The organism is Streptomyces sp. CY-1 (assembly GCF_047218265.1).
Classification (GTDB): Bacteria; Actinomycetota; Actinomycetes; order Streptomycetales; family Streptomycetaceae; genus Streptomyces; species Streptomyces niphimycinicus.
In genome coordinates this window covers 9620893-9646633 of record NZ_CP178393.1, presented here as the reverse complement: position 1 = coordinate 9646633, position 25741 = coordinate 9620893, and the positions used below count along the sequence as shown (strand labels likewise).

27 protein-coding genes are annotated in these 25741 nt (G+C 71.7%); 14 read left to right on the top strand and 13 right to left on the bottom strand.

What is annotated here, in order from left to right:
• Nucleotides 1-37 precede the first annotated feature (37 nt).
• The 3 genes from ACK1X7_RS41590 to ACK1X7_RS41580 all read right to left on the bottom strand — a co-directional run bounded on the left by ACK1X7_RS41590 (nt 38) and on the right by ACK1X7_RS41580 (nt 3920).
• Nucleotides 38-2146 carry a SpoIIE family protein phosphatase gene (locus ACK1X7_RS41590; protein ID WP_385150100.1) on the bottom strand — a complete coding sequence of 703 codons (2109 nt, stop codon included), beginning with the start codon at nt 2144-2146 and terminating at the stop codon, nt 38-40.
• Between the two features lie 98 nt (nt 2147-2244).
• On the bottom strand, nt 2245-3099 hold the full coding sequence (locus tag ACK1X7_RS41585) for a caspase family protein (protein ID WP_385150103.1): 855 nt from the start codon (nt 3097-3099) through the stop codon (nt 2245-2247).
• Between the two features lie 209 nt (nt 3100-3308).
• Nucleotides 3309-3920 (bottom strand): TetR/AcrR family transcriptional regulator, encoded by a 612-nt coding sequence (locus ACK1X7_RS41580; RefSeq protein ID WP_361511375.1) that lies wholly within the window; start codon nt 3918-3920, stop codon nt 3309-3311.
• A gap of 115 nt (nt 3921-4035) precedes the next feature.
• On the opposite strand from ACK1X7_RS41580, the gene ACK1X7_RS41575 reads away from it, so the two are divergent.
• Together ACK1X7_RS41575 and ACK1X7_RS41570 are read left to right on the top strand one after the other, a co-directional pair.
• Nucleotides 4036-4458: a nuclear transport factor 2 family protein gene (locus tag ACK1X7_RS41575; RefSeq protein ID WP_385150106.1), complete on the top strand. Its 423-nt coding sequence runs from the start codon at nt 4036-4038 to the stop codon at nt 4456-4458.
• Complete coding sequence (locus ACK1X7_RS41570; protein WP_413116479.1) at nt 4451-5323, top strand: NAD(P)H-binding protein; 873 nt, start codon at nt 4451-4453, stop codon at nt 5321-5323. Before ACK1X7_RS41575 ends, ACK1X7_RS41570 begins: the two co-directional genes overlap by 8 nt.
• Before the next feature lie 277 nt (nt 5324-5600).
• Here ACK1X7_RS41570 and ACK1X7_RS41565 read toward each other — a convergent pair whose 3' ends face one another.
• Both ACK1X7_RS41565 and ACK1X7_RS41560 read right to left on the bottom strand, forming a co-directional pair.
• Nucleotides 5601-6113 carry a hypothetical protein gene (locus tag ACK1X7_RS41565; RefSeq protein WP_385150112.1) on the bottom strand — a complete coding sequence of 171 codons (513 nt, stop codon included), beginning with the start codon at nt 6111-6113 and terminating at the stop codon, nt 5601-5603.
• On the bottom strand, nt 6110-6535 hold the full coding sequence (locus ACK1X7_RS41560) for an ATP-binding protein (protein WP_398158979.1): 426 nt from the start codon (nt 6533-6535) through the stop codon (nt 6110-6112). The genes ACK1X7_RS41565 and ACK1X7_RS41560 overlap by 4 nt, the downstream gene beginning before the upstream one ends.
• Nucleotides 6536-7145: 610 nt before the next feature.
• Between ACK1X7_RS41560 and ACK1X7_RS41555 the strand changes: the two genes are divergently transcribed.
• Nucleotides 7146-7961 carry an SDR family NAD(P)-dependent oxidoreductase gene (locus tag ACK1X7_RS41555; RefSeq protein ID WP_385150143.1) on the top strand — a complete coding sequence of 272 codons (816 nt, stop codon included), beginning with the start codon at nt 7146-7148 and terminating at the stop codon, nt 7959-7961.
• 114 nt (nt 7962-8075) lie between these two features.
• Here the strand turns inward: ACK1X7_RS41555 and ACK1X7_RS41550 are convergent, their stop codons facing one another.
• Nucleotides 8076-9437 (bottom strand): hypothetical protein, encoded by a 1362-nt coding sequence (locus tag ACK1X7_RS41550; RefSeq protein WP_385150117.1) that lies wholly within the window; start codon nt 9435-9437, stop codon nt 8076-8078.
• 320 nt (nt 9438-9757) lie between these two features.
• Between ACK1X7_RS41550 and ACK1X7_RS41545 the strand changes: the two genes are divergently transcribed.
• From ACK1X7_RS41545 to uppS, 5 genes are all read left to right on the top strand, one after another.
• On the top strand, nt 9758-10624 hold the full coding sequence (locus tag ACK1X7_RS41545; RefSeq protein WP_413116478.1) for a helix-turn-helix domain-containing protein: 867 nt from the start codon (nt 9758-9760) through the stop codon (nt 10622-10624).
• Nucleotide 10625: 1 nt separating this feature from the next.
• Nucleotides 10626-10865: a DUF397 domain-containing protein gene (locus tag ACK1X7_RS41540; protein WP_014056733.1), complete on the top strand. Its 240-nt coding sequence runs from the start codon at nt 10626-10628 to the stop codon at nt 10863-10865.
• A gap of 349 nt (nt 10866-11214) precedes the next feature.
• Nucleotides 11215-11817, top strand: a complete 603-nt coding sequence (locus ACK1X7_RS41535) for a hypothetical protein (RefSeq protein WP_398158978.1) — start codon at nt 11215-11217, stop codon at nt 11815-11817.
• Nucleotides 11818-11882: 65 nt separating this feature from the next.
• Nucleotides 11883-12695 carry an SAM-dependent methyltransferase gene (locus ACK1X7_RS41530; protein WP_385150125.1) on the top strand — a complete coding sequence of 271 codons (813 nt, stop codon included), beginning with the start codon at nt 11883-11885 and terminating at the stop codon, nt 12693-12695.
• Nucleotides 12696-12799: 104 nt separating this feature from the next.
• Nucleotides 12800-13618 carry a polyprenyl diphosphate synthase gene (gene uppS, locus ACK1X7_RS41525; protein ID WP_385150128.1) on the top strand — a complete coding sequence of 273 codons (819 nt, stop codon included), beginning with the start codon at nt 12800-12802 and terminating at the stop codon, nt 13616-13618.
• Nucleotides 13619-13675: 57 nt separating this feature from the next.
• On the opposite strand, the gene ACK1X7_RS41520 is transcribed toward uppS, so the two are convergent.
• Nucleotides 13676-14902 (bottom strand): acyl-CoA dehydrogenase family protein, encoded by a 1227-nt coding sequence (locus tag ACK1X7_RS41520; RefSeq protein ID WP_413116477.1) that lies wholly within the window; start codon nt 14900-14902, stop codon nt 13676-13678.
• 192 nt (nt 14903-15094) lie between these two features.
• On the opposite strand from ACK1X7_RS41520, the gene ACK1X7_RS41515 reads away from it, so the two are divergent.
• Complete coding sequence (locus tag ACK1X7_RS41515) at nt 15095-15751, top strand: TetR family transcriptional regulator (protein WP_385150134.1); 657 nt, start codon at nt 15095-15097, stop codon at nt 15749-15751.
• A 65-nt stretch (nt 15752-15816) separates the two neighbouring features.
• On the opposite strand, the gene def is transcribed toward ACK1X7_RS41515, so the two are convergent.
• A complete protein-coding gene (def, locus tag ACK1X7_RS41510) occupies nt 15817-16374 on the bottom strand; it encodes a peptide deformylase (protein WP_385150137.1) in 558 nt (185 codons plus the stop codon).
• Between the two features lie 186 nt (nt 16375-16560).
• Between def and ACK1X7_RS41505 the strand changes: the two genes are divergently transcribed.
• From ACK1X7_RS41505 to ACK1X7_RS41485, 5 genes are all read left to right on the top strand, one after another.
• Entirely contained in the window at nt 16561-17799 is a 1239-nt protein-coding gene (locus tag ACK1X7_RS41505; RefSeq protein WP_361504954.1) for a Mur ligase family protein, read from the top strand.
• A gap of 32 nt (nt 17800-17831) precedes the next feature.
• Nucleotides 17832-18560 (top strand): type 1 glutamine amidotransferase, encoded by a 729-nt coding sequence (locus ACK1X7_RS41500; protein WP_385148898.1) that lies wholly within the window; start codon nt 17832-17834, stop codon nt 18558-18560.
• A gap of 199 nt (nt 18561-18759) precedes the next feature.
• Nucleotides 18760-19785: a 6-phosphofructokinase gene (locus tag ACK1X7_RS41495; RefSeq protein WP_385148895.1), complete on the top strand. Its 1026-nt coding sequence runs from the start codon at nt 18760-18762 to the stop codon at nt 19783-19785.
• 57 nt (nt 19786-19842) lie between these two features.
• A complete protein-coding gene (locus tag ACK1X7_RS41490) occupies nt 19843-20793 on the top strand; it encodes a cytochrome c oxidase assembly protein (protein ID WP_385148892.1) in 951 nt (316 codons plus the stop codon).
• A gap of 116 nt (nt 20794-20909) precedes the next feature.
• Nucleotides 20910-21065, top strand: a complete 156-nt coding sequence (locus tag ACK1X7_RS41485) for a hypothetical protein (protein ID WP_385148889.1) — start codon at nt 20910-20912, stop codon at nt 21063-21065.
• Nucleotides 21066-21086: 21 nt separating this feature from the next.
• On the opposite strand, the gene ACK1X7_RS41480 is transcribed toward ACK1X7_RS41485, so the two are convergent.
• From ACK1X7_RS41480 to ACK1X7_RS41460, 5 genes are read right to left on the bottom strand one after another with little or no spacing between them, the layout of a single operon-like run.
• Nucleotides 21087-22544, bottom strand: coding sequence for a cytochrome P450 (locus ACK1X7_RS41480; RefSeq protein ID WP_413116476.1), 1458 nt, complete (start codon nt 22542-22544; stop codon nt 21087-21089).
• Nucleotides 22541-23200, bottom strand: coding sequence for a GTP-binding protein (locus tag ACK1X7_RS41475; RefSeq protein ID WP_361509864.1), 660 nt, complete (start codon nt 23198-23200; stop codon nt 22541-22543). Before ACK1X7_RS41475 ends, ACK1X7_RS41480 begins: the two co-directional genes overlap by 4 nt.
• A complete protein-coding gene (locus tag ACK1X7_RS41470; protein ID WP_382952009.1) occupies nt 23181-23543 on the bottom strand; it encodes a DUF742 domain-containing protein in 363 nt (120 codons plus the stop codon). The genes ACK1X7_RS41475 and ACK1X7_RS41470 overlap by 20 nt, the downstream gene beginning before the upstream one ends.
• Nucleotides 23540-23959 carry a roadblock/LC7 domain-containing protein gene (locus ACK1X7_RS41465; RefSeq protein ID WP_216344302.1) on the bottom strand — a complete coding sequence of 140 codons (420 nt, stop codon included), beginning with the start codon at nt 23957-23959 and terminating at the stop codon, nt 23540-23542. The genes ACK1X7_RS41470 and ACK1X7_RS41465 overlap by 4 nt, the downstream gene beginning before the upstream one ends.
• Complete coding sequence (locus ACK1X7_RS41460) at nt 23952-25517, bottom strand: sensor histidine kinase (RefSeq protein ID WP_413116475.1); 1566 nt, start codon at nt 25515-25517, stop codon at nt 23952-23954. The genes ACK1X7_RS41465 and ACK1X7_RS41460 overlap by 8 nt, the downstream gene beginning before the upstream one ends.
• Between the last annotated feature and the right edge of the window lie 224 nt (nt 25518-25741).

Sequence of the window (25741 nt, the reverse complement as noted above, 5' to 3'; positions counted from 1 at the left end):
GTTTCATCGATGGGGTGGGTGATGTGTCGGCCCTTCTTCAGCCACCTTCCACGGTAACCACGGACGTCTCCGGCAGGCGAGGGCGGCGCAGCCGGGCCAGCAGCAGGGCCACATCGTCGTCCGGCGCCCCGTGCAGCGCGGCCAGCACCTGGTCGCAGATCCGCTCCAGCGGGCCCTGGTGGCGGCGCAGCAACTGGACCAGGGTGTGCAGTCCGACGTCGAGGGACTGATGGCGCTTTTCCACCAGGCCGTCGGTGAACAGGGCCAGCAGCGCCCCCTCGGCCAGCTCCCGCTCCACCGAGGCGAAGGGGACGCCGCCGACGCCCAGTGGCGCGCCGGTGGGGATGTCGATCAGCTCGGCCTCGCCGCCGGGCTGCACCAGCACCGGTGGCAGATGGCCGGCGGTGGACATCTCGCACCGCCCGGTGCGCGGATCGCAGACCGCGTAGAGGCAGGTGGCGATGGACTCCCCCAGGCTGGGCGTGATCTCGTCGAGATGGCACAGCACCTGGGCCGGGGGCAGATCGAGCCGGGAGAAGGCCCGGGTGGCGGTGCGCAACTGGCCCATGATCGCCGCGGCGTGGATGCCCTTGCCCATGACGTCGCCGACCACCAGCCCGACCCGGCCGTCCGGGAGCGGCAGCACATCGAACCAGTCGCCGCCGGCGGCGCTGACCGCGGGCAGATACCGGGAGGCGATCTCCAGGCCGTCCAGGTCGCGTGGCTGCTGGGAGAGCAAGCTGCGCTGGAGGGTGAGCGCGGCGTCGCGTTCGCGGGCGTAGAGCCGGGCGTTGTCGATGCACAGGGCGGCGCGGATGGCCAGTTCGCAGGCGAGGGTGAGGTCCTCCTCGTCGAACGGCCGGGGGTTGATGGTGCGGTGCAGGCTGAGGGTGCCGAGCACACTGCCGCGGGCGATCAGCGGGGCGGCGATGTACGAGTGCACGCCCTCGCGCAGCAGCACCCGGGCGGCGTCGTCGTTCCGGGCGATCCGGCGTACGTCCTGCTCGGTCACGTGCGGCACCAGGATCGGCCGCGCCTCGCGGACGCACTGGGTGATCAGCCGGGTGGGTTCGTAGCGGGCGATCTCGCCGACCGGGTCCGCCGCGTGGACGGCGTCGGTGGGGTAGCCGGCGGCGACGGCGAGCGCCCGGAAGCGGGCGGAGCCGTCGGCCCACACCCGGGGCGTGGCCTCGCGGTGCACCACGGAGTCCAGGACGTCGACGGCCGCGAGGTCGGCGAGCCGGGGCACGGTCACATCGGCGAGTTCCTGGGCGGTCTGCCGCAGATCCAGCGTGGTGCCGATGCGGACGCTGGCATCGGCGATCACGGCCAGCCGCTCGCGCGCCTCGGAGATCTCGCTGGTCTCCCGGTGGCGCCGGGAGATGTCCATGATGGAGACGGCGACGCCCAGGATCCGGCCGCTGGGGTCCTCCAGCCGGTAGTACGACTCCGACCAGGCGTGGTCATGGTCGGGGTCGGCGGGGGTCCGGCCGATGCTCTGCTGGTCCAGCAGCGGTTCGCCGGACTCCAGCACATGCCGCATGGCGGCCTCGATGGCCTCGACGTCGAGCCCGGGCAGCACCTCCCCGACGCGGTGGCCGCGCACCTGGGGCTCGGTGATGGAGTTCATCTGCTGGAGGGCCGGGTTGGCGCGCAGCCAGCGCAGCTCGGTGTCGAACACCGCGAGCCCCACGGGCGACTGTCCGATCAGGAAGCCGGATACGGCCAGATCGGTCTCCAGCCGCCGTACGGTCCCCTCGTCGGCGGCCAGCCCTAGCGCGTAGCCCTCGCCGTGGGCGTCGCGCAGGCCCATGGTGTGGAACTCCACCTTCAGGGTGGAGCCGTCCGGGCGGCGGACCGGGAAGACGCCGGCCCAGGTGTCACCGGCCCGTACGCGTGCGAACAGCTCCACGGCCGCCCGCCGGTCCTTCGGGTGGACCAGCAGCTTGTCCGCGCGGCGACCCAGCGCCTCGGCCGCGCGATAACCGAACAGTTGCTCGGCCTCCGGGCTCCACAGCGCGATCCGTCCCTCGACGTCCAGCGCCACGGCGGCGACCCGCAGCAGATCGAGCACACCTCCCGGGGCGGTCGCCATGCTGCCGATACCCGCCTCGTCCTCCTGGTCAACACGGTCATGCGTGGTCATACCGGCACCTCACCGGCTCGCCGTGCCCTCCTACTGTCATACCTCGCTCGGCGGGTCGCCGCACACGGGTATGACGCGGGCACGCTACGGATCCCGGTTCAGATGGTGAAGGGCCGCTGCCGGGCGAATGCGGAGTTCGGCGCACCCACCTGGAAGAGGTGGGGCGTCTGGTCGGGCGGCATCCGCTTGACGATCTCCCGGTGCAGTCCGCGGTAGCTGCCCGCGAAGGCACCTCCCCGCCAGACCTCGAGCAGGGTGGCGGTGAACAGGCCGTTGACGATCCCGTCGGCGGAGGTCTGGTTGTCCTGGCAGCCGGAGATCCGCAGCACGCTGGCGTCGATCTTGGCGCGGTCCTTGGCGGTACGGGTGTTCTGGATGCGGTCGTAGGCGTCCCGGTCGCGCCGGTAGACGGCGGACTGCACCGACTGGGGCATGGCCCGGATCCTGCGGCCGACCTCCGCGGGATCGGCGGTGCTGAACCGCCGGTCCAGCTCCTGGGCGCTGAGCATCTCGGGCAGCCGCCGGGCCACGGTGCCGCTGTGGCAACTGTCGGAGAGCAGCCAGATCCGCACCCCCCTGGCGAACTTCCCGAACAGCTCGAACAGCTCGTCGTCGACCAATTGCCGGTCGTGGAGCACCCAGGTCTCGTCGAGCCGGTCCCCGGTCTCGTCGTGGTTGAGGTCGGGCACCTGACCGCCGTGGCCCGAGTAGGTGAGGAAGAGGATGTCCCCCTCGGCCAGCCGCCCGGCCGCGGCCTCCAGGGTGGCGGTGACCGTCTCCGCGGTGGCGGCCGGGCCCAGCAGCGGGTCGGTCACATCGAACCCCGCGGCGTCGGCGATCCCGGCCATGTCGACGGCGTCCTGCTCACAGGCGCCCAGCTCACCGCTCCAGCCGTCGTACGCGGCGGGGTCGACCTGGTTGAGTCCGATGTGGACGGAGAGGCCGGTAGACATGGGGGCTCCTAGGGTCGAGGACGCGCGGCGGCTCACCACCGCTCGTCACTAAGCGATGATGCGCGGCCGCGCACCGCCATGCCCTGTTCTCCGGCCCATCCGGAGGAGGAGTCCGGTGGAGAGGAGCCCCGTCGAGGTGGCGCCCCGCCACCTTGGCGTCCCGTACACCCTTCGGCCCCGCCCCGGCCGTCACTCCCCGCGCGGCGCCGTCACTCCCCGCGCGGCCGGGCGTCCAGGGCCCGCAGCGCCATATCGGCGGCGCGCTCGAAGTAGCCGGGCTCCAGGACCGCCCCACGGGCCGAGACGCGCCAGTAGACCAGCCCGCCGAGCAGATCGAGCGCCAGCTCGCGGTCGAGGTCCCGCGGCAGCTCACCGCGCTCGGTCGCCCGGTCCAGCATGCCGATGGCGCGGGCGCGCCGCGGCTCGCCGATGCAGCGGGCCAGGGCCTGGAACAGCTCCTCGTCCCGCTGCGCCTCGGCGATCAGGTCCGGCAGGATCCGCGAGAACCGCGGATGGGTCAGCCAGTCGGCGACCGCGTGCAGTGCGGCCAGCACATCGCCGCGCAGGGATCCGGTGTCGGGCTCCTCGACCAGGGCGACGCTCAGCTCCGACACGACCGCGATGACCATCCGCTGCTTGGAAGGCCACCGCCGGTACAGGGCGCTCTTGCCCACTCCGGCCCGTTTGGCCACGGCCTCCATCGACAGCCGGCCGTATCCGTGCTCCGCCAGCTCGTCCAGAACGGCCTCGGCGATGGCGGCGGTCTTGTCCGCGCGCAGGGTGGCGGCGCCGCTCGGGGGGCGCCGGTTGGTGTCCGACATGGCTTCAAGGTTAACAGATGGACAGGACGATACCGTCTCGTTCTATGATGCACGAACGGGACGGTACCGTTCCGTCCGTTGGTTGTGGCATCACCCTGTGAGAAGGAAGTACGTCATGGATGACCGCATCAAGGTGTTCGAGCGGGCGAAGGAACTGCTGCTCGACCACGACATGATGGGATTCGCGGATCTGTGGGCCGTCGACGGCACCATGGAGTTCCCCTTCGCCCCGGCCGACCGGCCGCGGCTGCTGGAAGGGCGTGAGGCCGTACGCGAGTACGTGCGGGACTACGCCGACCACATCGATCTGCGCGCCGTCGCGCATCAGGTCATCCATCGCACCGAGGACCCGGAGGTGCTGATCGTGGAGTTCTCGATGGACGCCGTGGCCGTCTCGTCCGGCCGCCCGCTCCGCCCCTCGTACATCGCCGTCATCACCGTCCGGAACGGCGAGATCGCCTCGTACCGCGACTACTGGAACCCGCTGATGCTGAGCGAGGTCGGCTTCGGCGCCGAGGAGGACCGGACCAATGGCTGAACCCACCGTTCTGGTCCTCGGTGCCACCGGGAACACCGGCTCCAAGGTGCTGCGGATGGTGCGTGCGGAGGGCGCGCGGGCGCTGGCCGCCACCCGGCGGCCCGAGGCGGCGGCAGCGGCCGGGGTCGGCGAGGCCGTCCGGTTCGACTGGCACGACCCGGCCGGCCATGCGGCGGCGCTGGAGGGCGTGGAGCGGATCTATCTCGTCTCGCCCCTGGGGGTGGCCGAGCCGCGGCCCGTGGTCGAGCCGTTCCTGAACACCGCTGTCGCCCAGGGCGTACGACGGGTGGTGCTGCTGAGCTCCTCCGCGGTCGCCGACGCGCCCACGGGCCTCGGCGCGCTGCACGCGCTGGTGAAGGAGACCGTTCCGGAGTGGGCGGTGCTGCGGCCCTCGTGGTTCATGCAGAACTTCACCGGTGACCATGCGGTGGCCCATGCCATCCGCGGCGACGGCCAGATCGTCACCGCCACCGGGGACGGCAAGGTGGCCTTCGTCGACGCGACGGACATCGCCGCCGTCGCCACCCGCGCCCTGCTGGACGAGCGCCCGCACAACACGGACCACGTCATCACCGGCCCCGAGGCGCTCGGCTACGCGGAGGCGGCGCGCATCGTGGCAGAGGTCTCCGGACGGCCGGCCCGCCATGTCGCGGTGGAGCCCGGGGAGTTGCGGGAGAGGCTGACGGCGATGGGGATCCCGTCGGAGTTCGCCGCGGTGCTCGCCGGGCTCGACGAGGACATCCGGCACGGCGCGGAGGACCGGACGACCGACACCGTCCAGCGGGTCACCGGGCGCGCTCCGCGCTCCTTCCGCGCCTTCGCCGAGGCACACCGCGCCGCCTTCGCCCCGGCGCCCGCGGCCTAGGCCCGCCCCCCTGTCCGGCGGACCGTCACGGGTGTCCGGCGGACCGTCACGGGCCCGCGGCGCCCACCGCTGATGGCGAGGCGCCGAGGTCCACCGGACAGGGCCTGAGCAGGCCGGAGGAAGTCCGCTACGGTTCGGGCAGCGCCCCGAAGGGGCGCGGGGCTGTGTCGATATGCGGCTCCGCTGCGGCTGTGTCGATGTGCGGCTCCGCCGCGTGGCCAGCCACGACGACGCCGCAGTCGGCCGACAACGCATCGCGACACGCCCAGCGGAGCGCTCAGCGGAACAGCGCATCCGGGAGGCCGGGCCGGTCGATGGCCTCCTCCAGGGCGGCGCGCAGGGTACGGCTGTCGGTGAGCGGGCCGCCGGGCCGGATCAGCCAGACATGGCCCTGCCGGACGCAGCCGGGCCTGGGGCAGCGCAGCACCCGCCCCGGCCCCGCCGCGGCCACCGCGCGGCGGCGGGCGTACGCCGTCCCGGCCAGCCAGCCCTTCCACTCGGCCGCCGATCCGGGCGGCACGAGGAAGGACGCCACATGGCTGGCGGTGGCGAGCATCACCGGCCCCGCCGCATCGCGCCGCCGCAGCGCCTGGATCACCGCGGTGCCGATGTCGTCGCACATCCGCACCAGGTCGAAGACGGGGCCCACCGGCAGATCGGCGAGGCCGGTGCCGCTGGCCCACTGGAGCCGTACCCGCCCGGGGTCGTCGCTCGCGGCCAGCAGCCATTCGGCCGCGTCGGTCTCCACCGTGACCCGCATCCGGCGGTCTCCGCGCGCCCACGCGTTCATGAGGTGGCCACCAGCGGCAGGGTGAACCACACCTTCTTCCCGCGGGCTCCGGGGTCGGGCGGCTCGGTGCCCCAGTCGAGGGCCAGGTCCTCGACGATGGCCAGCCCTCGTCCGGACTCCTCGGTCGGCTCCGGCTTGCGGACGACCGGGATCACGGGCGAGCCGTCGGCCACTTCCACGCGCAGCTCACGGCCGAAGCGTTCCAGCGAGACGGTTATGGTGACGGTGTCGGCGGGGCCGGAGCTGCCGTGCTCCACGGCGTTGGCGAACAGCTCGTTGGTGGCGAGGACGACATGGTCCACGATCCCGCCGAGCCGCCAGTCGCGCAGATGCCCGGCGACCATCCGGCGTACGGCGGCGGCGCGGTCGGGAAGGGCGGGGAACTCCGCCCGGAAGAGCCGGCGGGTGTCCAGCGGGATCACCGTCCTCTCCCCTCCGGAACCGGGGACGGGGATCGCCGGGGCGGCCGGCGCGGTGACCGGATCGGCTCCCGGCGCGGTGACCGGATCGGTTCGGGGCCCGGTAAGCGGATCAGTTCGCGACCCGGTAACCGGATCGGTTCGCGGGCGGTCCGTGGAGACCGCGATGCCATGGCTCGCGCCCATCGTCTCGCTCTCCTCATCGGCCGACGCCGGCCTGTGCGACAGTCCTGGAAAGGATCGGCTCACGGTGTCGGTCCTCACGCTCCTCGTCGGTCTGTGGGCTGTGGTGGCATACGGGCCCATGGGGTGATTGATGCTCCGATGAGCGGGTAAGCGCATTCTGGCGACCGACCGCCTGGCATCTGAGCTGGTGACAGGTGGTGCGCACACCCCACCCGACCCGCCTGGACCGGCTGCCACGGACGGAGACGGCCCGGTCGCGGTGAGTGCCGGATACCGGCATGGTTCCTCCTTCGAAGGCAGCGCAAAGCGCCGTCGGTCGCCGTTCATGTAGACAAACGGTTGGACCGGCCGGTGGGCGAGAGGGCATGGGGGTTGTCCGGTTGTACGGGCGTAGTGGTTCGGGCTGTACGGTCCGGACGTGGCAAGCGTGAGCGACGACCGCGAGGGGCGGCTCGGCCCGGGGCAGCGGTCCGGTGTGGACGCCAAACGGGTCCTGGTGACCGGGGGCTCCCGGGGGCTGGGTGAACAGATCGTACGGCTACTGGCCGCCGGTGGGGCGCGATTGGCCACGTGTGCGCGGACGCCGGAGGATCTGCGGTCCCTCACGGCGTCCCTGAGCGCCGAGGGCCACGGGGAGTTGTTCACCCGTGCGCTGGACGTCACCGAGCCGGGATCGCTGGAGGAATTCGTCGAGGCGGCGGGGATACGTTTCAGCGGTCTTGACGGCGTGGTGGCCTGCGCCGGTGGCGCCCGCGGCCGCGGCATCGAGGACGCCGGTCCCCAGGACTGGTCGCTGACCTGGGAGATGAACGTGGGTCATACGGCACGGCTGGTGAAGGCCGCGGTGCCGCATCTGCGCCGCGCGGGCGGCGGCTCCGTGGTGGTGATCGCCTCCATCTCCGGCTGGAAGCCCGGACCCCAGGCGCAGTACGGGGCGGCCAAGGCGGCCCAGATCCATCTCGCGGCCTCGCTCGCCCGTGAGCTGGGCCCGGACGGGATCCGGGTGAACGCCGTCTCCCCGGGGTCCATGCTGATCCCCGGGAAGCGGTGGGACCGGATGCGCACCGAAGAGCCCGCGGCATACGCCCGGTTCGCGGCCGAGCTGCCGCGCGGTGAACTGGTCACCCCGCGGGAGGTCGCCCAGGTCGTGGCGTTCCTGCTCTCGGACGCCTCGAGCGGGGTCTCCGGTGCGCATCTGCCCGTCGACCGAGCCCAGAACGCCCCCACGCCGGGAGGGTATTGACCCCCCGGCGCTCCCCCGAGCGGAGGCGCTCCGGACACGTCACCGGCCGCTCACACGGAGCGGCCGGAGACTTCGCCGGGGCACCGGGCGGGGCGGAGCCCCGGGCCCGGAGCCTCAGGCGGCCACGCCGAGCACCGTCCGGGAGCGCTGTTCGAACTCCCGGACCATGGGCTCCCCGCGGTGCGGCCGCAGCCGGGTGCGGAAGTCGCGCAGCGCCTGGATCGAGCGCTCGCTGTGCACCCCGCTGAGCGTGTCCAGCGCCTCGCCCGCGGTGCCGACGGCCTCGTCCAGCCGGTTCTGCTGGAGATAGGACGTCGCCAGCACGGATCTGCTGATGGCCTGGCGCCGGCGCCGGTCGGCGTTGGCGCGCACGGATTCGGTGGCGGCGTGCTCGGCCTCGGTGGCGTTGCCCAGGTCGCGGAAGCACAGCGCGGCCTCGGCAGCCAGATAGTGGTGGTCGAGGAAGCGCACCCAGGGCGACTCCTGCTCGGGGCCCTGGCTGGCCTCCAGTTGGGCGTCGGCCGCGCGCAGCGACTTGGACGCCTCCCGGGGCTGGTCCAGGGCGGCGTAGCCCCGGGCGGCCATGGCGTGCAGCCGCATCAGCCCGAGCGGGCTTCCGGCGTGCTTGGCCGTGGCGACACCGACCCGGGCCAACTCGACCCCCGCCTCGGGCTGGCCCAGGTTGGTCGCCAGATGGGACAGGCCGGCCAGGATCTGACCGCCCAGGACCCGGTCGCCGCCCTCGGCGCACAGCCGCAGCGCCTGGGTCATATAGCGCTGGGCCAGGCCGTATTCGGCGTTGTCATAGCTGCTCCAGCCGGCCATGGCGGCCAGCTTGGCGGCGGCGGTGAACAACTGGCGCCGCTCCTGAGGGGGCGCGCCGCGCTGCTGGAGCATGGGGACGACCTCGGTCGACAGATAGAGGACGATGCTGGCGCGGACCTGGCCGCCGCCGAAGCGATTGTCCATCTCGTCGAACATGTTGATCGCCGCGTGGACCTGTTCGACGCGGCCGCCTTCGGTCGCGGCCGCGAGCCGGGCGGTGTCCTGGTTCTCGACCAGCCACAGCAGCCATTCGCGCTGCGGGGTCACCAGTGCGCCGGCGACGAAGGGCACCGCACCCAGCAGGCTGCGGCGGGATATGTCGGTGGAGCCGAGTTCGGCGAGCGTGTGCAAGGTTTCTGCTACGTCCTCCCGGTAGGCCAGCGCGCGGGCCACGACCGGGCGCTGTCGGTCGGAGATGAATCCCAGCTCGGCGGGGGCCACGGGCCTGCCGAGCCGGTGGGAGAGCACGGCGGCGATCAGCTCCGGCGTGGTGCCACGCGGCTGTCCGCCTTGCAGCCAGCGGGTGACGGACGCCTTGTCGTAGTTCGACTCGCGCCCCTGCCTACGGCCCAGTTCATTGACCCGCAGGGCCAATGAGGCGTAGGAGCACCCGGATTCCTTCAGAGCCGCGGCCAACCCGACGTTGGCCACGGCGCCTTGGCGCCCGCTTACCGGCTGTGCGTGATGCGTCACCGTGACCGTCCCCGTTCTGAGCCACGGCGGTCTGCGGGTTCCCCATCGCGCGGCGCCGACCATCTGGCCGGGCACCTCAACGACGTTGTGGACATGGGTAGTTGGGAGCCCTCGCCATAGAGGGTGAGATGGGTCACGTGCTCACTATGCGTGGTGAAGCCATCACCCCGCAACCTTCGTTCTGATAATTTCAAACCGATCGACTCGCTCTGTCAGTGTCATCCATCGCGTGGCACACTGTGCAGGCATATGACAGCCATTCCTCCGGGAGGCGGGACGTGAGCGAGGCACGGCCGGCCGGCGCCGCCCCCACCGTCTTGCGCAGAGTTCTCGGCAAGCGTCTGCGGCATCTGCGCGAGCGGGCGAAGGTGTCGTTCGAGGAAGCCGCGAAAGCCATCGAGGTCACCCCGTTGACCGTGCGCAGGATGGAAAAGGCGGAAGTCGGTCTCAAGATTCCGTACCTCAAGGAGCTGCTGCGGAACTACGGCGTCCGCGGCCCGGAGATGGAGGACTTCCTCACCCTGGCACGGGAGGCCAACCAGCCGGGCTGGTGGCATCAGTTCCGCGATGTGCTTCCGGACTGGTTCAGTGCTTACGTAAGTCTGGAGAGTGAGGCCACCGTCATTCGCGCGTACGAGCCCCACTACGTCCCCGGGCTGCTCCAGACTGAGGATTACGCCCGAGCGGTACTGCGCATGGGCTTTCCCCGGGACACCGAGGAGGAGCTGGAGCGCCGGATCGCCCTGCGCGTCCAGCGCCAGGACCTGCTCACCAAGCCGGACGCGCCGACCATCTGGGCCATCCTCGACGAAACGGTGCTGCGCCGCCCCGTGGGCGGCTCACAGGTGATGCGCGACCAGATCGACCACTTGATCGACACCTTGGAGATTCCCAAGGTCAGGCTGCAAATCATGCGGTTCGCGGCGGGGCCGCACCCCGGGGCCTTCGGCCCCTTCCACTACTTCCGCTTCGGATTCTCCGAACTGCCGGACGTCGTCTACACCGAGAGCCTCACCGGGGCGGTCTATGTGGACAAGCCGGCCGAAGTCGTCGCCTATCTCGAGGTCCTGGACCGGATGGCGGTCCAGGCCGAGCGGATCGGCGACTCCAGCACCATCCTGGCCGAACTGCGTAAGGAGCACTGAGATGCACGACCCCGTCTACAGCGGAATGCCGGCCACGGACCTGGGCACGGAGGGCTGGGAGAAGCCCTGGAGCGGGTCCAACGGCGGCACCTGCATCGAGGCCAAGCGACTGCCGGACGGGCGGGTCGCGCTGCGCCAGTCCACCGACCCGGCCGGACCCGCGCTGATCTACACCCGCTCGGAGGTGGCGTCCTTCCTGGAGGCGGCGAAGTCCGGCGAAGCGGACTTCCTCATCGCCTAAGCGCTCCGCTGGAAGTGTCACGATGCGTCGTCGGCCGACTGCGGCGTCGTCGTGGCTGGTCCCACGCGGCGGAGCCGCACATCGACACAGCCACGGCGGAGCCGCACATCGACACAGCCCCGCGCCCCTTCGGGGCGCTGCCCGAACCGTAGCGGACTTCCTCCGACCTGCTCAGCGGGGCCACGCACGGCTGGCCCCTCGAAAACCACTACGCCCGCACAACCGCACAACCCCGCACCGCACTCCCGCCCCTGCCGTCCCGCCACGCACACTGAAGACGCCGTGGCGGGCGGCGGCGTCGTCCCCCTCGCAGAGCTGAGAGCTATATGGGACCGACAGGATGCCGGAAATGAACCTCGACCATGCGGTGGCACAGCACCGCACACTGATCGTCGAGGGCTGCGACGGGGTCGGCAGGGACGCGCTGCTGGCCGGACTCGCCCGCCGGCACGGCTATACCGTCGCCCGCGCCTCCCCCGACCTCCCCCATGTGGACCCGGTCCGGCCGTACCGCGAACTCCTGCTGCACGGCGGGGCGCTCGCGGTCGACGCCGGACTGGTCGGCGAGCTCGTCTACGGACCGCTGCGCCGTGGCCACTCCCGGGTGACCTGGATTCAGGCGTTCGACTTCGCCGACGCGGTGGCCGAGCGCCATGGCGCCTTCGTCCATGTGACGGCCCCGGTCCAGGTGCTGGAGGACCGGCTCGCCGCGGGCGGCGCCTCGGCGGCGGCCCTCGCGGAGATCGGCGCCGCGGTGACCGGCTATGACCACGCCTTCTCCACTCTCGCCGAGCACGCCCCGGTGCTCACCATCGAGGAGCGGCCGGCCTCCGGCGGCGGCCCGGATCCGGATCCGGGCCGCGGCGAGGCGGCGCCCGAGCCGGTGTCCTCGTTCGCCCGGCCCCTCCCGCGCATCCGCTCCCCCGTGCCGTTCTGCGCCCAGCGTCGCTGAACTCCCCCGCACCGGGCTTACGTTGGTGCCCCGCGAACCCCACACGCACGGCAGGAGATGGCTCCATGACCGACCGCTCGTCCACCCCGGACCAGCAGGCCCTGAACAAGATCGACACCACGGTGCCGCATTCGGCCCGGATCTGGAACTACTGGATGGGCGGCAAGGACAACTACGAGATCGACCGGATCGCCGGTGACGAGTACCGCGAGGTCGCCCCGAACATCGAGACCATGGCCCGGGCCTCGCGCGCGTACCTCATCCGTACCGTCACCCATGTGGCGGGCGAGTGCGGGATCCGGCAGTTCCTGGACATCGGCACCGGGCTGCCCACCTATGACAACACCCACCAGGTCGCCCAGCGGGTGGCGCCCGAGGCCCGCATCGTCTACGTGGACAACGACCCCCTGGTGCTCCGGCACGCCCAGGCGCTGCTCACCAGCACCCGGGAAGGGGTGACCGACTACATCGACGCCGATCTGCACGAGCCCGAGCGGATCCTTCAGGCCGCGGCGAAGACGCTCGACTTCGACCGGCCCATCGCCCTGATGCTGATGGGCATCCTCGGCCATATCCAGAACTACGACGAGGCGGTGTCGGTCGTGCGGCGGCTCCAGGCCGCCTTACCGTCCGGCAGCTACTTCGTGCACTACGACAGCACCGACACCGACCAGGCGCTCAAGGAGGCACAGCAGGGCTACGACGACACCGGCGCCGTTCCCTATGTGCTGCGCAGCGTCGCGCAGATCAGCCGCTTCTACGAGGGTCTGGAGCTGATCGAGCCCGGTATCGTGTCGTGTCCGCTGTGGCGGCCGGGCCCCTCCGAGACGGACATCGAGACCACCGATGTCCATGGGGGCGTGGCCCGCAAGCCGTGACGGCCGTGACGACCAAACGAATGGTTCGGCCACCGGGGAGGTAACCCCCGCCCCCGTCGCGTCGTCAGACACGGCGCCGGGAAGCTAGGCGGAGGGACGGGTGGGTGTTCGAGGTCGGAGCCTGGAGAGTGCCCTCCGTCAAGCGGCTGCTGCGGGCGTCGATCGCCGGTGCGCCAGCCGTCGTACGGCAACGCCGCGGCCCCCAGGACGAGTCACCGGGGCGGCCGCGGCATCTGGCCATCATCATGGACGGCAACGGCCGCTGGGCCGCCCTGCGCGGCCTCTCCCGCACCCGGGGCCATCAGGCGGGGGTGCTGGCGCTGCCGCGGGTGGTGGACACGGCCCTGGAAGAGGGCATCGAACATCTGTCGCTGTTCTTCTTCTCCACCGAGAACTGGAACCGCCCGCGCGGTGAGGTGGCCGCCCTGATGCGGCTCACCGCCCAGTTGGCGGACGTCTTCCGGGGCTACGGCGAGCGGGGGGTGCGGCTGCGCTGGCTGGGCTCGGAGGCCCGGCTCCCCCGGGCCACGCTGGCCGCGCTGCGCCGCGCGGAGGCCGATACGTGCGACAACCGCGCGATGACGCTGGCCTTCTGCTTCAACCACGGCGGCCGGGAGGAGATCGCCCACGTCGCCACCGCTCTGGCCCGCGCCTCGGCGGACGGCGCGCTGGACCCCGGGCTCATCGACGAGGCCCTGTTCACCCGCCATCTGCCGCATGCCGATCTGCCGGACATCGACATGCTGGTGCGCACCTCCGGGGAGCAGCGCATCTCCAACTTCATGCTCTGGCGGGCGGCCTACGCGGAGCTCTTCTTCGTCGACACCCTGTGGCCCGACTTCACCGGTGAGGAGCTCCGCGCGCTGCTGGCCGCGTTCGCCTCCCGGAAGCGGCGCTTTGGCGCGGGCGTCGGCCCCGTCTGACGCGCCCGCCGCTCCGCAGTCGGCCGACGACGCATCGCGACACTTCCAGCGGAGCGCTCAGCGGATCTGGACGCCGGAGAGGGTGCGGGCGATGACCAGGCGCTGGATCTCGCTGGTGCCCTCGAAAATCGTGTAGATCGCGGCGTCGCGGTGCATCCGCTCGACCGGGTACTCGCGGGTGAAGCCGTTGCCGCCGAGGATCTGCACCGCCTGGGCGGTGACCTGCTTGGCCGTCTCGCTGGCGAACAGCTTGGACATGGAGCCCTCGGCCGAGTCGAAGGGCTTGCCGGTCACGGCCATCCACGAGGCGCGCCACACCATCAGACGGGCGGCGTCGATCCGCGTGCGCATGTCGGCGAGCTGGAAGGCGACGCCCTGGTTGTCGATGATGGGGCGGCCGAACTGCTGCCGGGTCTTGGCGTAGTCGAGCGCGACCTCGTACGCGGCGCGGGCGGTGCCGACCGCCATGGCGCCGACGGCCGGGCGGGACGCCTCGAAGGTGGCCATGGCGGCGTTCTTCAGACGCTCCCCGCCCGCCTTGGCCTTCTCCCGGGCGCGCGCGAGGCGTTCGTCCAGCTTCTCCTTGCCCCCGAGCAGGCAGTTGGCGGGCACCCGCACCTGGTCGAGGACCACCTCGGCGGTGTGCGAGGCGCGGATGCCGTGCTTCTTGAACTTCTGGCCCTGGGACAGACCGGGGGTGCCCGGCGGGACGATGAACGACGCATGGCCCTTGGAGCCGATTTCGGGGTCGACGACCGCGACCACCACATGGACATTGGCGATACCGCCGTTGGTGGCCCACGTCTTGGTGCCGTTGAGCACCCATTCGTCCTTGGCCTCGTCGTAGACGGCGCGGGTGCGCATCGAGCCGACGTCGGAGCCCGCGTCGGGCTCGGAGGAGCAGAAGGCGGCCACCTTCACGTCGTCCGCGTCGCCGTACATCTGCGGGATCCAGGTGCCGATCTGCTCCTCGGTGCCGTTGGCGAGGACGCCGACGGCGGCCAGGCCGGTGCCGACGATGGACAGCGCGATGCCCGCGTCGCCCCAGAACAGCTCTTCCATGGTCATGGGGATGCCGAGGCCGGTGGGGTCGAAGTACTGCTGGGCGTAGAAGTCCAGGGAGTACAGGCCGATCTTGGCGGCCTCCTGGATAATCGGCCAGGGGGTCTCCTCGCGCTCGTCCCATTCGGCGGCGGCCGGGCGCATGACGTCCGCGGCGAAGCCGTGGATCCAGTCGCGCACCGCCTTCTGATCGTCGTCGAGCTCGAACGAGAACTCCGCCATGACCCCTCCACGTGCTTATTACCTGCGGTAACCGCAGTCTGTTACCGACCAGTAGACGATGTCAACTCCCCCGGGCACGCGGGCCCCGCGACCCCCGCGGGTGTTACGTTGCGCAGAGCGCGGAGCGCGATCGCGCCGGGAAACGCGAGGCGCGAGAGCGCGAGTACGACATCGGGGGCGGGGAGGCAACGCATGCGGACCGGGACCAGCCAGCGGGACGACCAGCGGACGACGGCCCAGCAGCGGCGCAAGGAGCTGCTGGAGGCCGCGGACCGGGTGGTGCTGCGCGACGGACCAGAAGCCTCGATGAACGCCATCGCCGCCGAAGCGGGCATCACCAAGCCCATTCTCTACCGCCACTTCGGCGACAAGGGCGGCCTGTACCGCGCGCTCGCCAAGCGCCACACCGACGCCCTGCTCGCCTCGCTGCGCGCGGCCCTGGACGCGCCCGCCGAGGACCGCCGGCACCGCGTGGAGGCCACGCTGGACACCTATCTGGCGGCGATCGAGGCGCGGCCCCAGGTGTACCGCTTCCTGATGCATCCGGCCGACCACGGCCAGCAGGAGCCCGAGCAGGGCTTCGACGTCGGCCACCACTCCGCCCCGCTGCTGCGCAGGCTCGGCGAGGAGCTGGCCACGGTGATCGCCGAGCGGCTGGAGCTGGGACCCGGCGGCGACGAGGTGGCCCGGGTCTGGGGCCACGGGATCGTCGGGATGATGCACGCGGCCGGTGACTGGTGGCTGCGCGACCGCCCGTGCGAGCGCGGCCAGTTGGTGCACCATCTCACCGATCTGCTGTGGGGACGGCTGTCGCTGTCGGACGACCGGGTCGGCGCACCGGGCTTCTGAGCCCCCGGCTTCCGCTCGCACCCCGCCGCGATCCGGCCGGAGCGGCCCTACGCCCCGGAGCGGGCCTACGCCCCCGCGCCGCTCGACTCCGCCCAGGGCGCCCGGCGGACCGCCCGCAGCACCCTGCGCCGCCGCAGCCCGGAGAGCCGGTCGAGGAACAGCCCGCCGTCCAGGTGGTCGCATTCGTGCTGGAGACAGCGCGCGAAGAAGCCCGTGCCGTCGATCCGCACCGGCTCCCCGGTCATCGTCACACCCTCGATCACCGCACGGTCGTAGCGCGGGGTGCCCGCCTCGATGCCCGGCAGCGACAGACAGCCCTCCGGCCCGCGCACGCTCACCCCGTCGGCCGCGGCCAGCCGGGGGTTGACGACATGGCCCAGATGGCGGTGGTCCTCGTCGTCCGGGCAGTCGAAGACGAAGACCCTCAGCCCCACACCGATCTGATTGGCGGCGAGCCCCACCCCGTGCGCCGCGTACATCGTGGCGTACATGTCCTCGATCAGCCGGGCCAGCTCGGCGTCGAACGCCGTGACCTCCGCGCACGGCGCGCGCAGCCCCGGATCGCCGAGGAACCGCATGGGCCGCACCGCTCCGCGGCTGCCCGGTATCACGCCATGTCGCATGGCAGCCAAGCCTACGGGGCCGGGGAAGTGTCCCGCGCGGGTGACGGAATTCGGGACAGCCGCCGGATCTCGATAGGCTGCTACCCGACCGTGGCCTCCCGGCTGGCGATGCGGCGCGGAGGGGGCGTACCACCGGCGCCTCGGGGGGCAGGTGCGGCGCCGGTATGCGAGGAGGATCGAGAGACGATGGCAGGCAACTCAGAGCCGCTGTCGCCACGTGCCAAGCTGGCCGTGACGGCGGGCAGGGCCGCGGCGGCGGTGTCGAAGGCCGCGGGCCGCGGCAGCGGATCGGTGATCGGCGGCAAGGTGGCCCTGCGCCTCGACCCCGATCTGCTCAGCAGGCTGGCACAGCACCTGGACGTGATCCTGGTGTCGGCGACCAACGGCAAGACCACGACCACCCGGCTGATCGCCGAGGCGCTGCGGGCGGCCGGCCCGGTCGTCTCCAACGCGCTGGGCGCCAATATGCCGGCCGGTATCACCTCGGCCCTGGCCGGCGGCTCCGACGCCCGGTACGGCGTCATCGAGGTCGACGAGAAGTACCTCGCCGGTGTGGCGCGCGACACCGAGCCCAAGGCCATCGCGCTGCTCAACCTCTCCCGTGACCAGCTCGACCGCGCCGCCGAGACCCGGATGCTCGCCGAGAAGTGGCGCGAGGGCCTGACCGGCACCAAGGCGATCGTGATCGCCAACGCCGACGACCCGCTGATCGTCTGGGCCGCCTCCTCCAGCCCCAATGTGGTGTGGGTCGCCGCCGGGCAGGAGTGGAAGGACGACGCCTGGTCCTGCCCGTCCTGCGGCGGGGTGCTCCAGCGCCCGGGCGACGACTGGGTCTGCGCGGAGTGCGGCTTCCGCCGCCCGCTCCCGAGCTGGGCGCTGAACGGCGACTACGTCCTGGACCCGCACGGCGCGGCCTGGCCGATCCACCTCCAGCTTCCCGGCCGTGCCAACAAGGCCAACGCGGCCACCTCGGCCGCCGTCGCCGCCGCCTTCGGGGTGCCCCCGCAGGTCGCGCTGGAGCGGATGTACCAGGTCCAGGCCGTGGCCGGCCGGTATGACGTGGTCACCTTCCTGGAGCGCCAGATGCGGCTGCTGCTGGCGAAGAACCCGGCCGGCTGGCTGGAGACCTTCTCGCTGATCGACCCGCCGCCCACCCCGGTGATCCTCTCGGTGAACGCCCGCGGCGCCGACGGCACCGACACCTCCTGGCTGTGGGACGTGGACTACACCCGGCTCGCCGGGCACCCGATCTGCGTGATCGGCGACCGTAAGCTGGACCTCGCGGTGCGCCTGGAGGTCGCCGGGCTGGACTTCCGGGTCTGCGCCGACGCGGACGAGGCGGTGCGGATCTCACCGCCCGGCCGCATCGAGGTGATCGCCAACTACACCGCGTTCCAGGACCTGCGCCGCCGGGTCGGCAACTGACCCCCCGTACGAGAGGCACGAAGATGCGAAGCATGAGCCAGAACGGCCTGCGTCTGGTGTGGGTCTACCCCGACCTGCTGAGCACGTACGGCGACCAGGGCAACGTCCTGGTGGTGGAGCGCCGGGCGCGGCAGCGCGGGCTGGAGGTCTCCCGGCTGGACGTCCGCTCCGACCAGCAGATCCCCACCTCCGGGGACGTCTATCTGATCGGCGGCGGCGAGGACCGCCCGCAGCGGCTCGCCGCCGAGCGGCTGATCCGGGACGGCGGGCTGAGCCGCGCGGTCGCCAACGGGGCGATCGTCTTCTCGGTGTGCGCCGGGTACCAGATCCTCGGCCATGAGTTCATCAACGACCTCGGGCAGCGCCAGCAGGGTCTGGGGCTGCTGGACGTGGTCAGCACCCGTGGCGAGGGCGCCCGGTGCGTCGGGGACGTGCTGGCCGACATCGACGAGCGGCTCGGGCTGCCGCCGCTGACCGGCTTCGAGAACCACCAGGGCGTCACCCACCTCGGCCCGACCGCCCGTCCCTTCGCCCGGGTCCGGTTCGGCAACGGCAACGGCACGGGCGACGGCTTCGAGGGCGCCTACCACGACACCGTTTTCGGGACGTACATGCACGGCCCGGTGATGGCCCGCAACCCGCATATCGCGGACCATCTGCTGAAGCTGGCCCTCGATGTGAACGCGCTGCCGCCGGTCAACGACCAGTGGTACGAGGCGCTGCGCAACGAGCGGATCGCGGCGGCGTCCCAGCCCGCCTGAGCCACGGCCCGCTCGCCCGAGCGTCACCCGGACGCCGCTCGGGCGCCACTTCGCCGCCACTGGGGAGAAGGGTGCCCGCATGGCGGACATCCGACGGACGACAGCGCCCCCGCCGCCCGGCCGCTTGTAGGGTGGCGGGGTCCCGCCGGACGACGCGGTCCGGCCGTCGGCCCCCAGCTCAGACAGAGGTATGCGTGCCATGCGCATTGGTGTGCTCACGTCCGGCGGCGACTGCCCCGGCCTGAACGCGGTCATCAGGTCAATCGTCCACCGCGCCACCGTCGACCACGGCGATGAGGTGATCGGCTTCCACGACGGCTGGAAGGGTCTGCTGGAGGCCGACTACCGCAAGCTCGACCTGGACGCCGTGGGCGGCATCCTGGCCCTCGGCGGCACCATCCTCGGCTCCACCCGGGTGCGCCCCGAGCATCTGCGGGACGGCGTGGAGCGCGCCAAGGGGCATGTGGCGGAGCTCGGCCTGGACGCGGTCATCCCCATCGGCGGTGAGGGCACGCTGAAGGCTGCCCGGCTGCTCTCGGACGCCGGGCTGCCGATCGTCGGCGTGCCCAAGACCATCGACAACGACATCGCCTCCACCGATGTGACCTTCGGCTTCGACACCGCGGTCGGCGTCGCCACCGAGGCCCTGGACCGGCTCAAGACCACCGCCGAGTCCCATCAGCGGGTGCTGATCGTCGAGGTCATGGGGCGGCACACCGGCTGGATCGCGCTGCACTCGGGCATGGCCGCGGGCGCCCACGCCATCGTGGTCCCGGAGCGCCCGTTCGACATCGAGGAGCTCACCAAGACCGTCGGGGCGCGGTTCGAGGCGGGCAAGAAGTTCGCGATCGTGGTGGTGGCGGAGGGCGCCAAGCCGCTCGAGGGCACGATGGACTACGAGGCCGGCGGCAAGGACGTCTACGGCCATGAGCGCTTCGCGGGCATCGCCCGCCACCTCTCCGTCGAACTGGAGCGGCGGCTCGGCAAGGAGGCGCGGGCGGTCATCCTGGGCCATGTGCAGCGCGGTGGCACCCCGACCGCGTACGACAGGGTGCTGGCCACCCGCTTCGGCTGGCACGCCGTCGAGGCGGCCCACCTCGGCGCCTTCGGCACGATCACGGCGCTGCGCGGCACGGACATCGACCTGGTGCCGCTCGCGACGGCCGTGGAGCGGCTGAAGACGGTCCCCGCCGAGCGGTACGCCGAGGCCGAGTGCGTGCTGTGATCGATGCGGTTCTAGGCTGGTGCGAGCACATTTCGTGCGCACTGGGAGGAGCACCGGATGGATCACGGCGGGCACGGCATGATGATGGATTTGCCGCCGTTCACGCTGTCGCGCGGGTTGGAATTCGGCGGCGATCCGTTCTTCCTGGTCGGCTGTGTGCTGGCGCTCGGGCTGTACGGCTGGGGCGCCGCGCGGCTGTGGCGGCGCGGTGACGCCTGGCCGGTGGGACGCCTGGTCTCCTTCGTGCTCGGGGTGCTGACCATCGCGGTGGCGATGTGCACCAAGCTGAACGACTACGGCATGGTCATGTTCAGCGTCCATATGGTGCAGCACATGATCATCAGCATGGTCTCGCCGATCCTGCTGCTGCTGGGCGCGCCGGTCACGCTGACCCTGCGGGCCCTCCCGGCGGCCGGGCGCGGCCGCAAGGGGCCCCGGGAGCTGCTGGTCGCGCTGTTGCACAGCCGCTATATGCGGATCATCAGCCATCCGGCGTTCACGATCCCGCTGTTCATCGCGAGCCTGTACGCGCTGTACTTCACCTCGCTCTTCGACTTCCTGATGGAGAGCAAGGCCGGGCATATCGCGATGATGGTCCACTTCCTCGCGGTGGGCCTGGTCTTCTTCTGGCCGATCATGGGCGTGGACCCGGGCCCGCACCGGCCCGGCTATGTGATGCGGATGCTGGAGCTGTTCGCGGGCATGCCGTTCCACGCGTTCTTCGGCATCGCGCTGATGATGGCGTCCGAGCCCATGGTCGGCGTGTACGACCATCCGCCCGCCCGGCTCGGCATCGACGCGCTGTCGGACCAGACCTGGGCGGGCGGGATCGCCTGGGCCTTCAGCGAGATCCCGTCGGTGATCGTCCTGGTGGCGCTGGTCTACCAGTGGTACAAGTCCGAGCAGCGCCAGGCTCGGCGCATCGACCGCACCGCGGACCGGGACGGCGACCAGGAGCTGGCGGCGTACAACGCCTATCTGGCCTCGCTCCAGTCCCGGAGCCGGTGAGGGCGGGGCCCGCGGCCTGCTAGCGGCAGGGACCCCGACCGCGAGACCATGGACCCGGGCCTGAGCGGCCCGGGTCCTGGCGAAGGGGCGTCAGGACCGCCGTGAGGAGGTCGGGGATGCCCGGATCCGCGAAGACGATGACGGTGGCCACGGTGGGCGGCCTGGTGCTGGTGACGGCCTACACCGTGGCCCTGGGGGGAAACGGCTGGCTGTGGTTCACCTGGGTGGTGCTCGGACTGCTGACCGTGGGGGTCGTGGTGGCCCGGGGCTGAGCGGCGGGGCCGCCGCCATCCCTACGGAGCGGATCCCGAGGGCCTGCCCAGCAGCCACCGCCATAACGCCACCCACCACGGGACGCGCCCGGGAGCCGTCGCCTCGGACCCCTCGGTGGCCGCTTCCGGGGCCTCCTCGGGCAGCCATTGTGGCCGAGGGGCGAAGAGGGTCGCGGAGGGGTCCTCCATGCTCTCCGGCTCGGGGCGGCGGGGCATGAACTCCACCGGCAGCGCCACGAGATGGCGGGAGATCCAGGACGAGAGCCAGGTCAGCTCGGACTCGTCGACGGCCAGCCGCAGATCGGGCAGCCGCAGCAGCAGGGTGTCGATGGCGGTGTCCGTGATGGCGCGGCCGATGTCCTGCCCCGGGCATTCATGGGGGCCGCCGCTGAAGGCGAGATGGGACCGGTTGCCGTACATCGGCGCGGCGATGTCGGGGCGGATGGCCGGGTCGACGTTTCCGGCGGCCAGCCCCAGCAGCAGCATGTCCCCGGCCTTGATCCGCTGACCGCCCAGCTCGGTGTCGCCGGTGGCCCAGCGGCCTGGGATGACCGTGAGCGGGGGCTCGTTCCACAGCACATGCTCGATGGCGTCCGGCAAGGTCATATGGCCACCGGCCAGGGAGGCGCGGAAGCGCGGGTCGGTGAGGACCATGCGCAGCGTGTTGGCCATCAGGTTGGTGGTGGTCTCATTGCCGGTGAGCAGCACCAGCCGCAGATGCTGGACCACCTCCTCCTCGGTGAGGCCGGAGGGGTGGGCCAGCAGCCAGGACGCCAGATCCTCGCCGGGGTCGGCGCGTCTGCGGTCCACCAGGCTCTGGAGGGCGCCGGTGACATACGCGTCGCTGCGCAGGGCCGTCTCGGTGCCCTTCATCAGGTCCCGGGTGGCCTCGACCAGCCGCGGGCCGTACTCGTCGGGCATGCCCAGCAGTTGGGTGAGGACGAGCATGGGCAGTTGCTGGGCGAAGGCGGTGACCAGTTCGGCGCCCCCGTCGGCGCAGAAGTCGTTGACCAGTTGATGGGTGAAGCGGGTGACGTGGCGGCGGATCCCCCGGCGGTCCAGGCGCCCCATGGACTCGGTGAGCGCGGCCCGCAGCCGCTCGTGCTCGTCGCCGTCGGCGAAGGTGCACATGGGCTGCCATCCGACCACCGGCAGCAGCGGTGAGTCGGCGGTGATCCTCCCGTCCTTCCAGGCGTGCCAGTGGCGGGAGTCGCGGGAGAAGCGGGAGGGGGTGCGGGACACCTCCAGGTTCTCGCGGTAGCCCAGCAGCAGCCAGGCCGGTATGCCACCGTCGAGCACGATCGGGGCCACCGGGCCGTGCTCGGCGCGCAGCCGCTCGTACAGGCTCATCGGGTCCTTCTCGTTCTCGGGCCCGAGGAGGTCCACCAGGCCGGCGTCGGACGGCGCGGGGTGGACGGGGCACCGGGTGGGCGGCAGATCGGCCGTCCCGGTGCCGGGGTCGTCGGGATGAGAGGTCACGGTGTCTCCGGGGTCACGGTGTGGAGGGATTGCAGATGACTCACGAGGGTGAGGAGGGTGTCGCGGCTGGAGGCCCGGTCGCGGGCATCGCAGTCGATCATCGGTACGGAGTCGGGCAGATCCATGGCGGCGCGCAGCTCCGCCATGGGGTGGACGGGGGCCTCGGGGAACACATTGACCGCGACCACGAAGGGCACACCGCGCTCCTCCAGCCGCCCGACCGCGTCGAAGCTGACCTCCAGACGGCGGGTGTCGATCAGGACCACGGCACCGAGGGCGCCCTCGAAGAGGCCGTTCCACAGAAACCAGAACCGCTCCTGGCCGGGGGTGCCGAACAGATAGAGCACCAGCCGTTCGTTGAGGCTGATCCGGCCGAAGTCCATCGCGACGGTGGTCTCGGTCTTGCGCTCGATCCCGGCGATGTCGTCGACGCCGACCCCGGCCTGGGTCATGGTCTCCTCGGTGGTCAGCGGGCGGATCTCGCTCACCGAGCCGACCATGGTCGTCTTGCCGACCCCGAAGCCTCCGACGATCACCACCTTGACGGCGGCGGCCGCGGAGGCCGGGAGGGTGTCCTCGCTGCGCGGTCCGACGAATGCCCCGGCTTCCCCGGCCGCCGCGGCTTCCTCGGACACCTCAGAGTTTCTGTAGTCCATGCATCACCGCCTGGAGCAGTTCGGGGTCGGGCAGCACGGCTGCCGGGACCGGCGCCCTGGACTCCACCCGGCCGTCCCCCAGCAGCTCCGCGAGGATCACGGTGACGGTGGAGACGGGCAGGACCAGATACGCGGAGATCTCGGCCACCGAAAGGGGGAACGGGCACATTCGCAGCACGGCGGCGGCCTCGGGGGCCATCCCCGGCTCCGGTTCGGCGCGGGCCACGATCAGGCTGACGAGTTCGACGGGCCGCTGCCGGGGTTCGTGCGGGGCGCGGCCCCGGCTGACGGTGTAGAGCCGCTCGGGCCCGCCCTCCTCCCACGCCTTGCCGGGCTCGCTCATGTCACCCGTCCGTCGACGCGCGGCGGGCTGCTGAGGTGTTCGCCGAGCCGTGCGACCAGGTCTCTCATGCACTGGCCCATCAGCCCGGCGTCCACGCTGTCCTCGGCGAGCACCGCCAGATACGAGCTGACGCCGGCCGCCATCAGATAGAAGAAGCCGCCGTCGACCTCGATGACGACCAGCCGCATCCGCCCGTCCCCGTCGGGGAATTCGGCGGCGATAGCGCCGGAGAGGCTCTGAAGCCCGGCGCAGGCGGCGGCCAGCCGGTCGGCGGTGTCCTTGTCCGTACCGACCTGGGCCATGCACAGGCCGTCCGAGGACAGCAGGACCACGTGGCGGGTCTGCGGAACGCTGGACGCCAGGTCCCGGAGCATCCAGTCCATGTTGAACCGCGGTTGCGTCACTTGCCTACTCATCCTTGTCCGACGGGAGCGGGGGGTTCGAGGGATTCGAGGTGTTGGGGGTATCCGGGGTGCCGGGGGATTTCCGGGTGTCCGGCGCGGCCGTACCGGCGTCCGTCGCCGGGATCGGCTCGCCGTTGAGCCCCTTGGTGAAGGCGTCCAGCCAGATCCCCGGCTGTACGGGCGGCCCGGCCGGTGCGCGGGGCGCGGGGGGCGCCGCCGGGGGTCCGGAGTCGACCCTGATGGGCGGGGCGACCATGGGCATCCGGCGGCGGCGCTGCGGAAGTCCGGCGCCGTTCTGCCGGAAGCCGGGGCCGGGGCGGCCCTGCACGATCGGGCTGGTGCGGGTGGGCGAGGGCAGGGGCGTGGCCCGCTTGATGGGCTTGGGCGGGGGCAGTTTGGCCGCGCGGGCGATCGCGCCGCCGGGCGCGGGGGTGGGGCAGATGATGTCCTGCGGTACGACCAGCACCGCGCGCACCCCGCCGTACGCCGAGGGCCGCAGCGAGACCTGGAACCGGTACTTCACGGCGAGCCGGCCGACCACGGCCAGCCCGAGCCGCGGGGTCTCGCCCAGGTCGTTGAGGTCGAATCCGGTCGCCGCCTGGACCAGCACCGCGTCGGTGCGTCTGCGCGCCTCCTCCGACAGGCCCACCCCGGCGTCCTCGATCTCGATCGCGACCCCGGACTGGACCTCGATCGCGGTCAGATGCACCCGGGTCTTGGGCGGCGAGTAGCGGGTGGCGTTGTCCAGCAGTTCGGCGAGGGCGTGGATCAGCGGCTCCACCGAGGGCCCGACGATGGCGATGTCCGCCACCGAGTGCAGATCCACCCGCTCGTATTCGAGGATGCGGGACATGGCGCCGCGGCAGACGTTGAACAGCGGCACCTCCTTCTGCCACTGGCGGCCCGGGCGCTGGCCGCCCAGGACCGCGATGGAGTCCGCCAGCCGGCCGATGAGGGCGTTGCCGTGGTCCAGGTGGAGCAGGTCCTCGAAGACGTCCGGGTCGGCGCCGTGCTTGTCCTCCATCTCCCGCATGTCCTGGGCCTGTTGGTGGACGATGGCCTGCACCCGGCGGGCGATGTTGACGAAGGCCCGCTGTCCCGCGTCCCTCAGGTCCTCCTCGGCCCGTACGGCCTCCAGCACCGACCGCAGCAGCAGCTCGTGGGTGGCGTCGAAGTCCGGGTCGAGGCGGGGCGCGTGGTCGATGGCCCGCATCGCCTCGTCCACCATGGCGCCGCGCTGGAGCCGGGTCACCGCCACCGGCAGCAGCTCCCGGGCCAGCCGCCGGAGCGCCGCCTCCTGGTCCACCAGGCGCTGCCGCAGCCCGGTCTCCTGGGCCGTGAGCCGGGTGCGCAGCGTGGTGATCAGCCGGCCGCGGCGCATCGCCTCGGCCGCCGCCAGGGCCACCGCGAACGTCGCCGCCACCCCGCACCAGGCGACCGTGGCCCGCGCCCCGGAGGGGACCACGACGACGGCCAGCGCCGCGCAGAACGCCATCGCGGCGGGAGGGATGACCCATACGAGCGTGGAGGCGGGCCGTCGGCCTCCGGATGAGGTGCCGGCGAAAACCATGGACATCCTTAAAAACAGCGAAGAGAAAACGCGTACGAAATACGGGCGTTGAGCCAGCCCGCCATGGGCCCTGGAGCTTAGCGGTTTCATGGACGCGCGAATCGAATATGCCTTTTTCTTCGAAATGCATCACGGTGAATTCAGAGAGCGTGAAAAAGCGATCATCTTGTACTCACCGTTTGACCGTGAATGATCGCGTCACGGGCGAATCTGCTCGTGGCTAA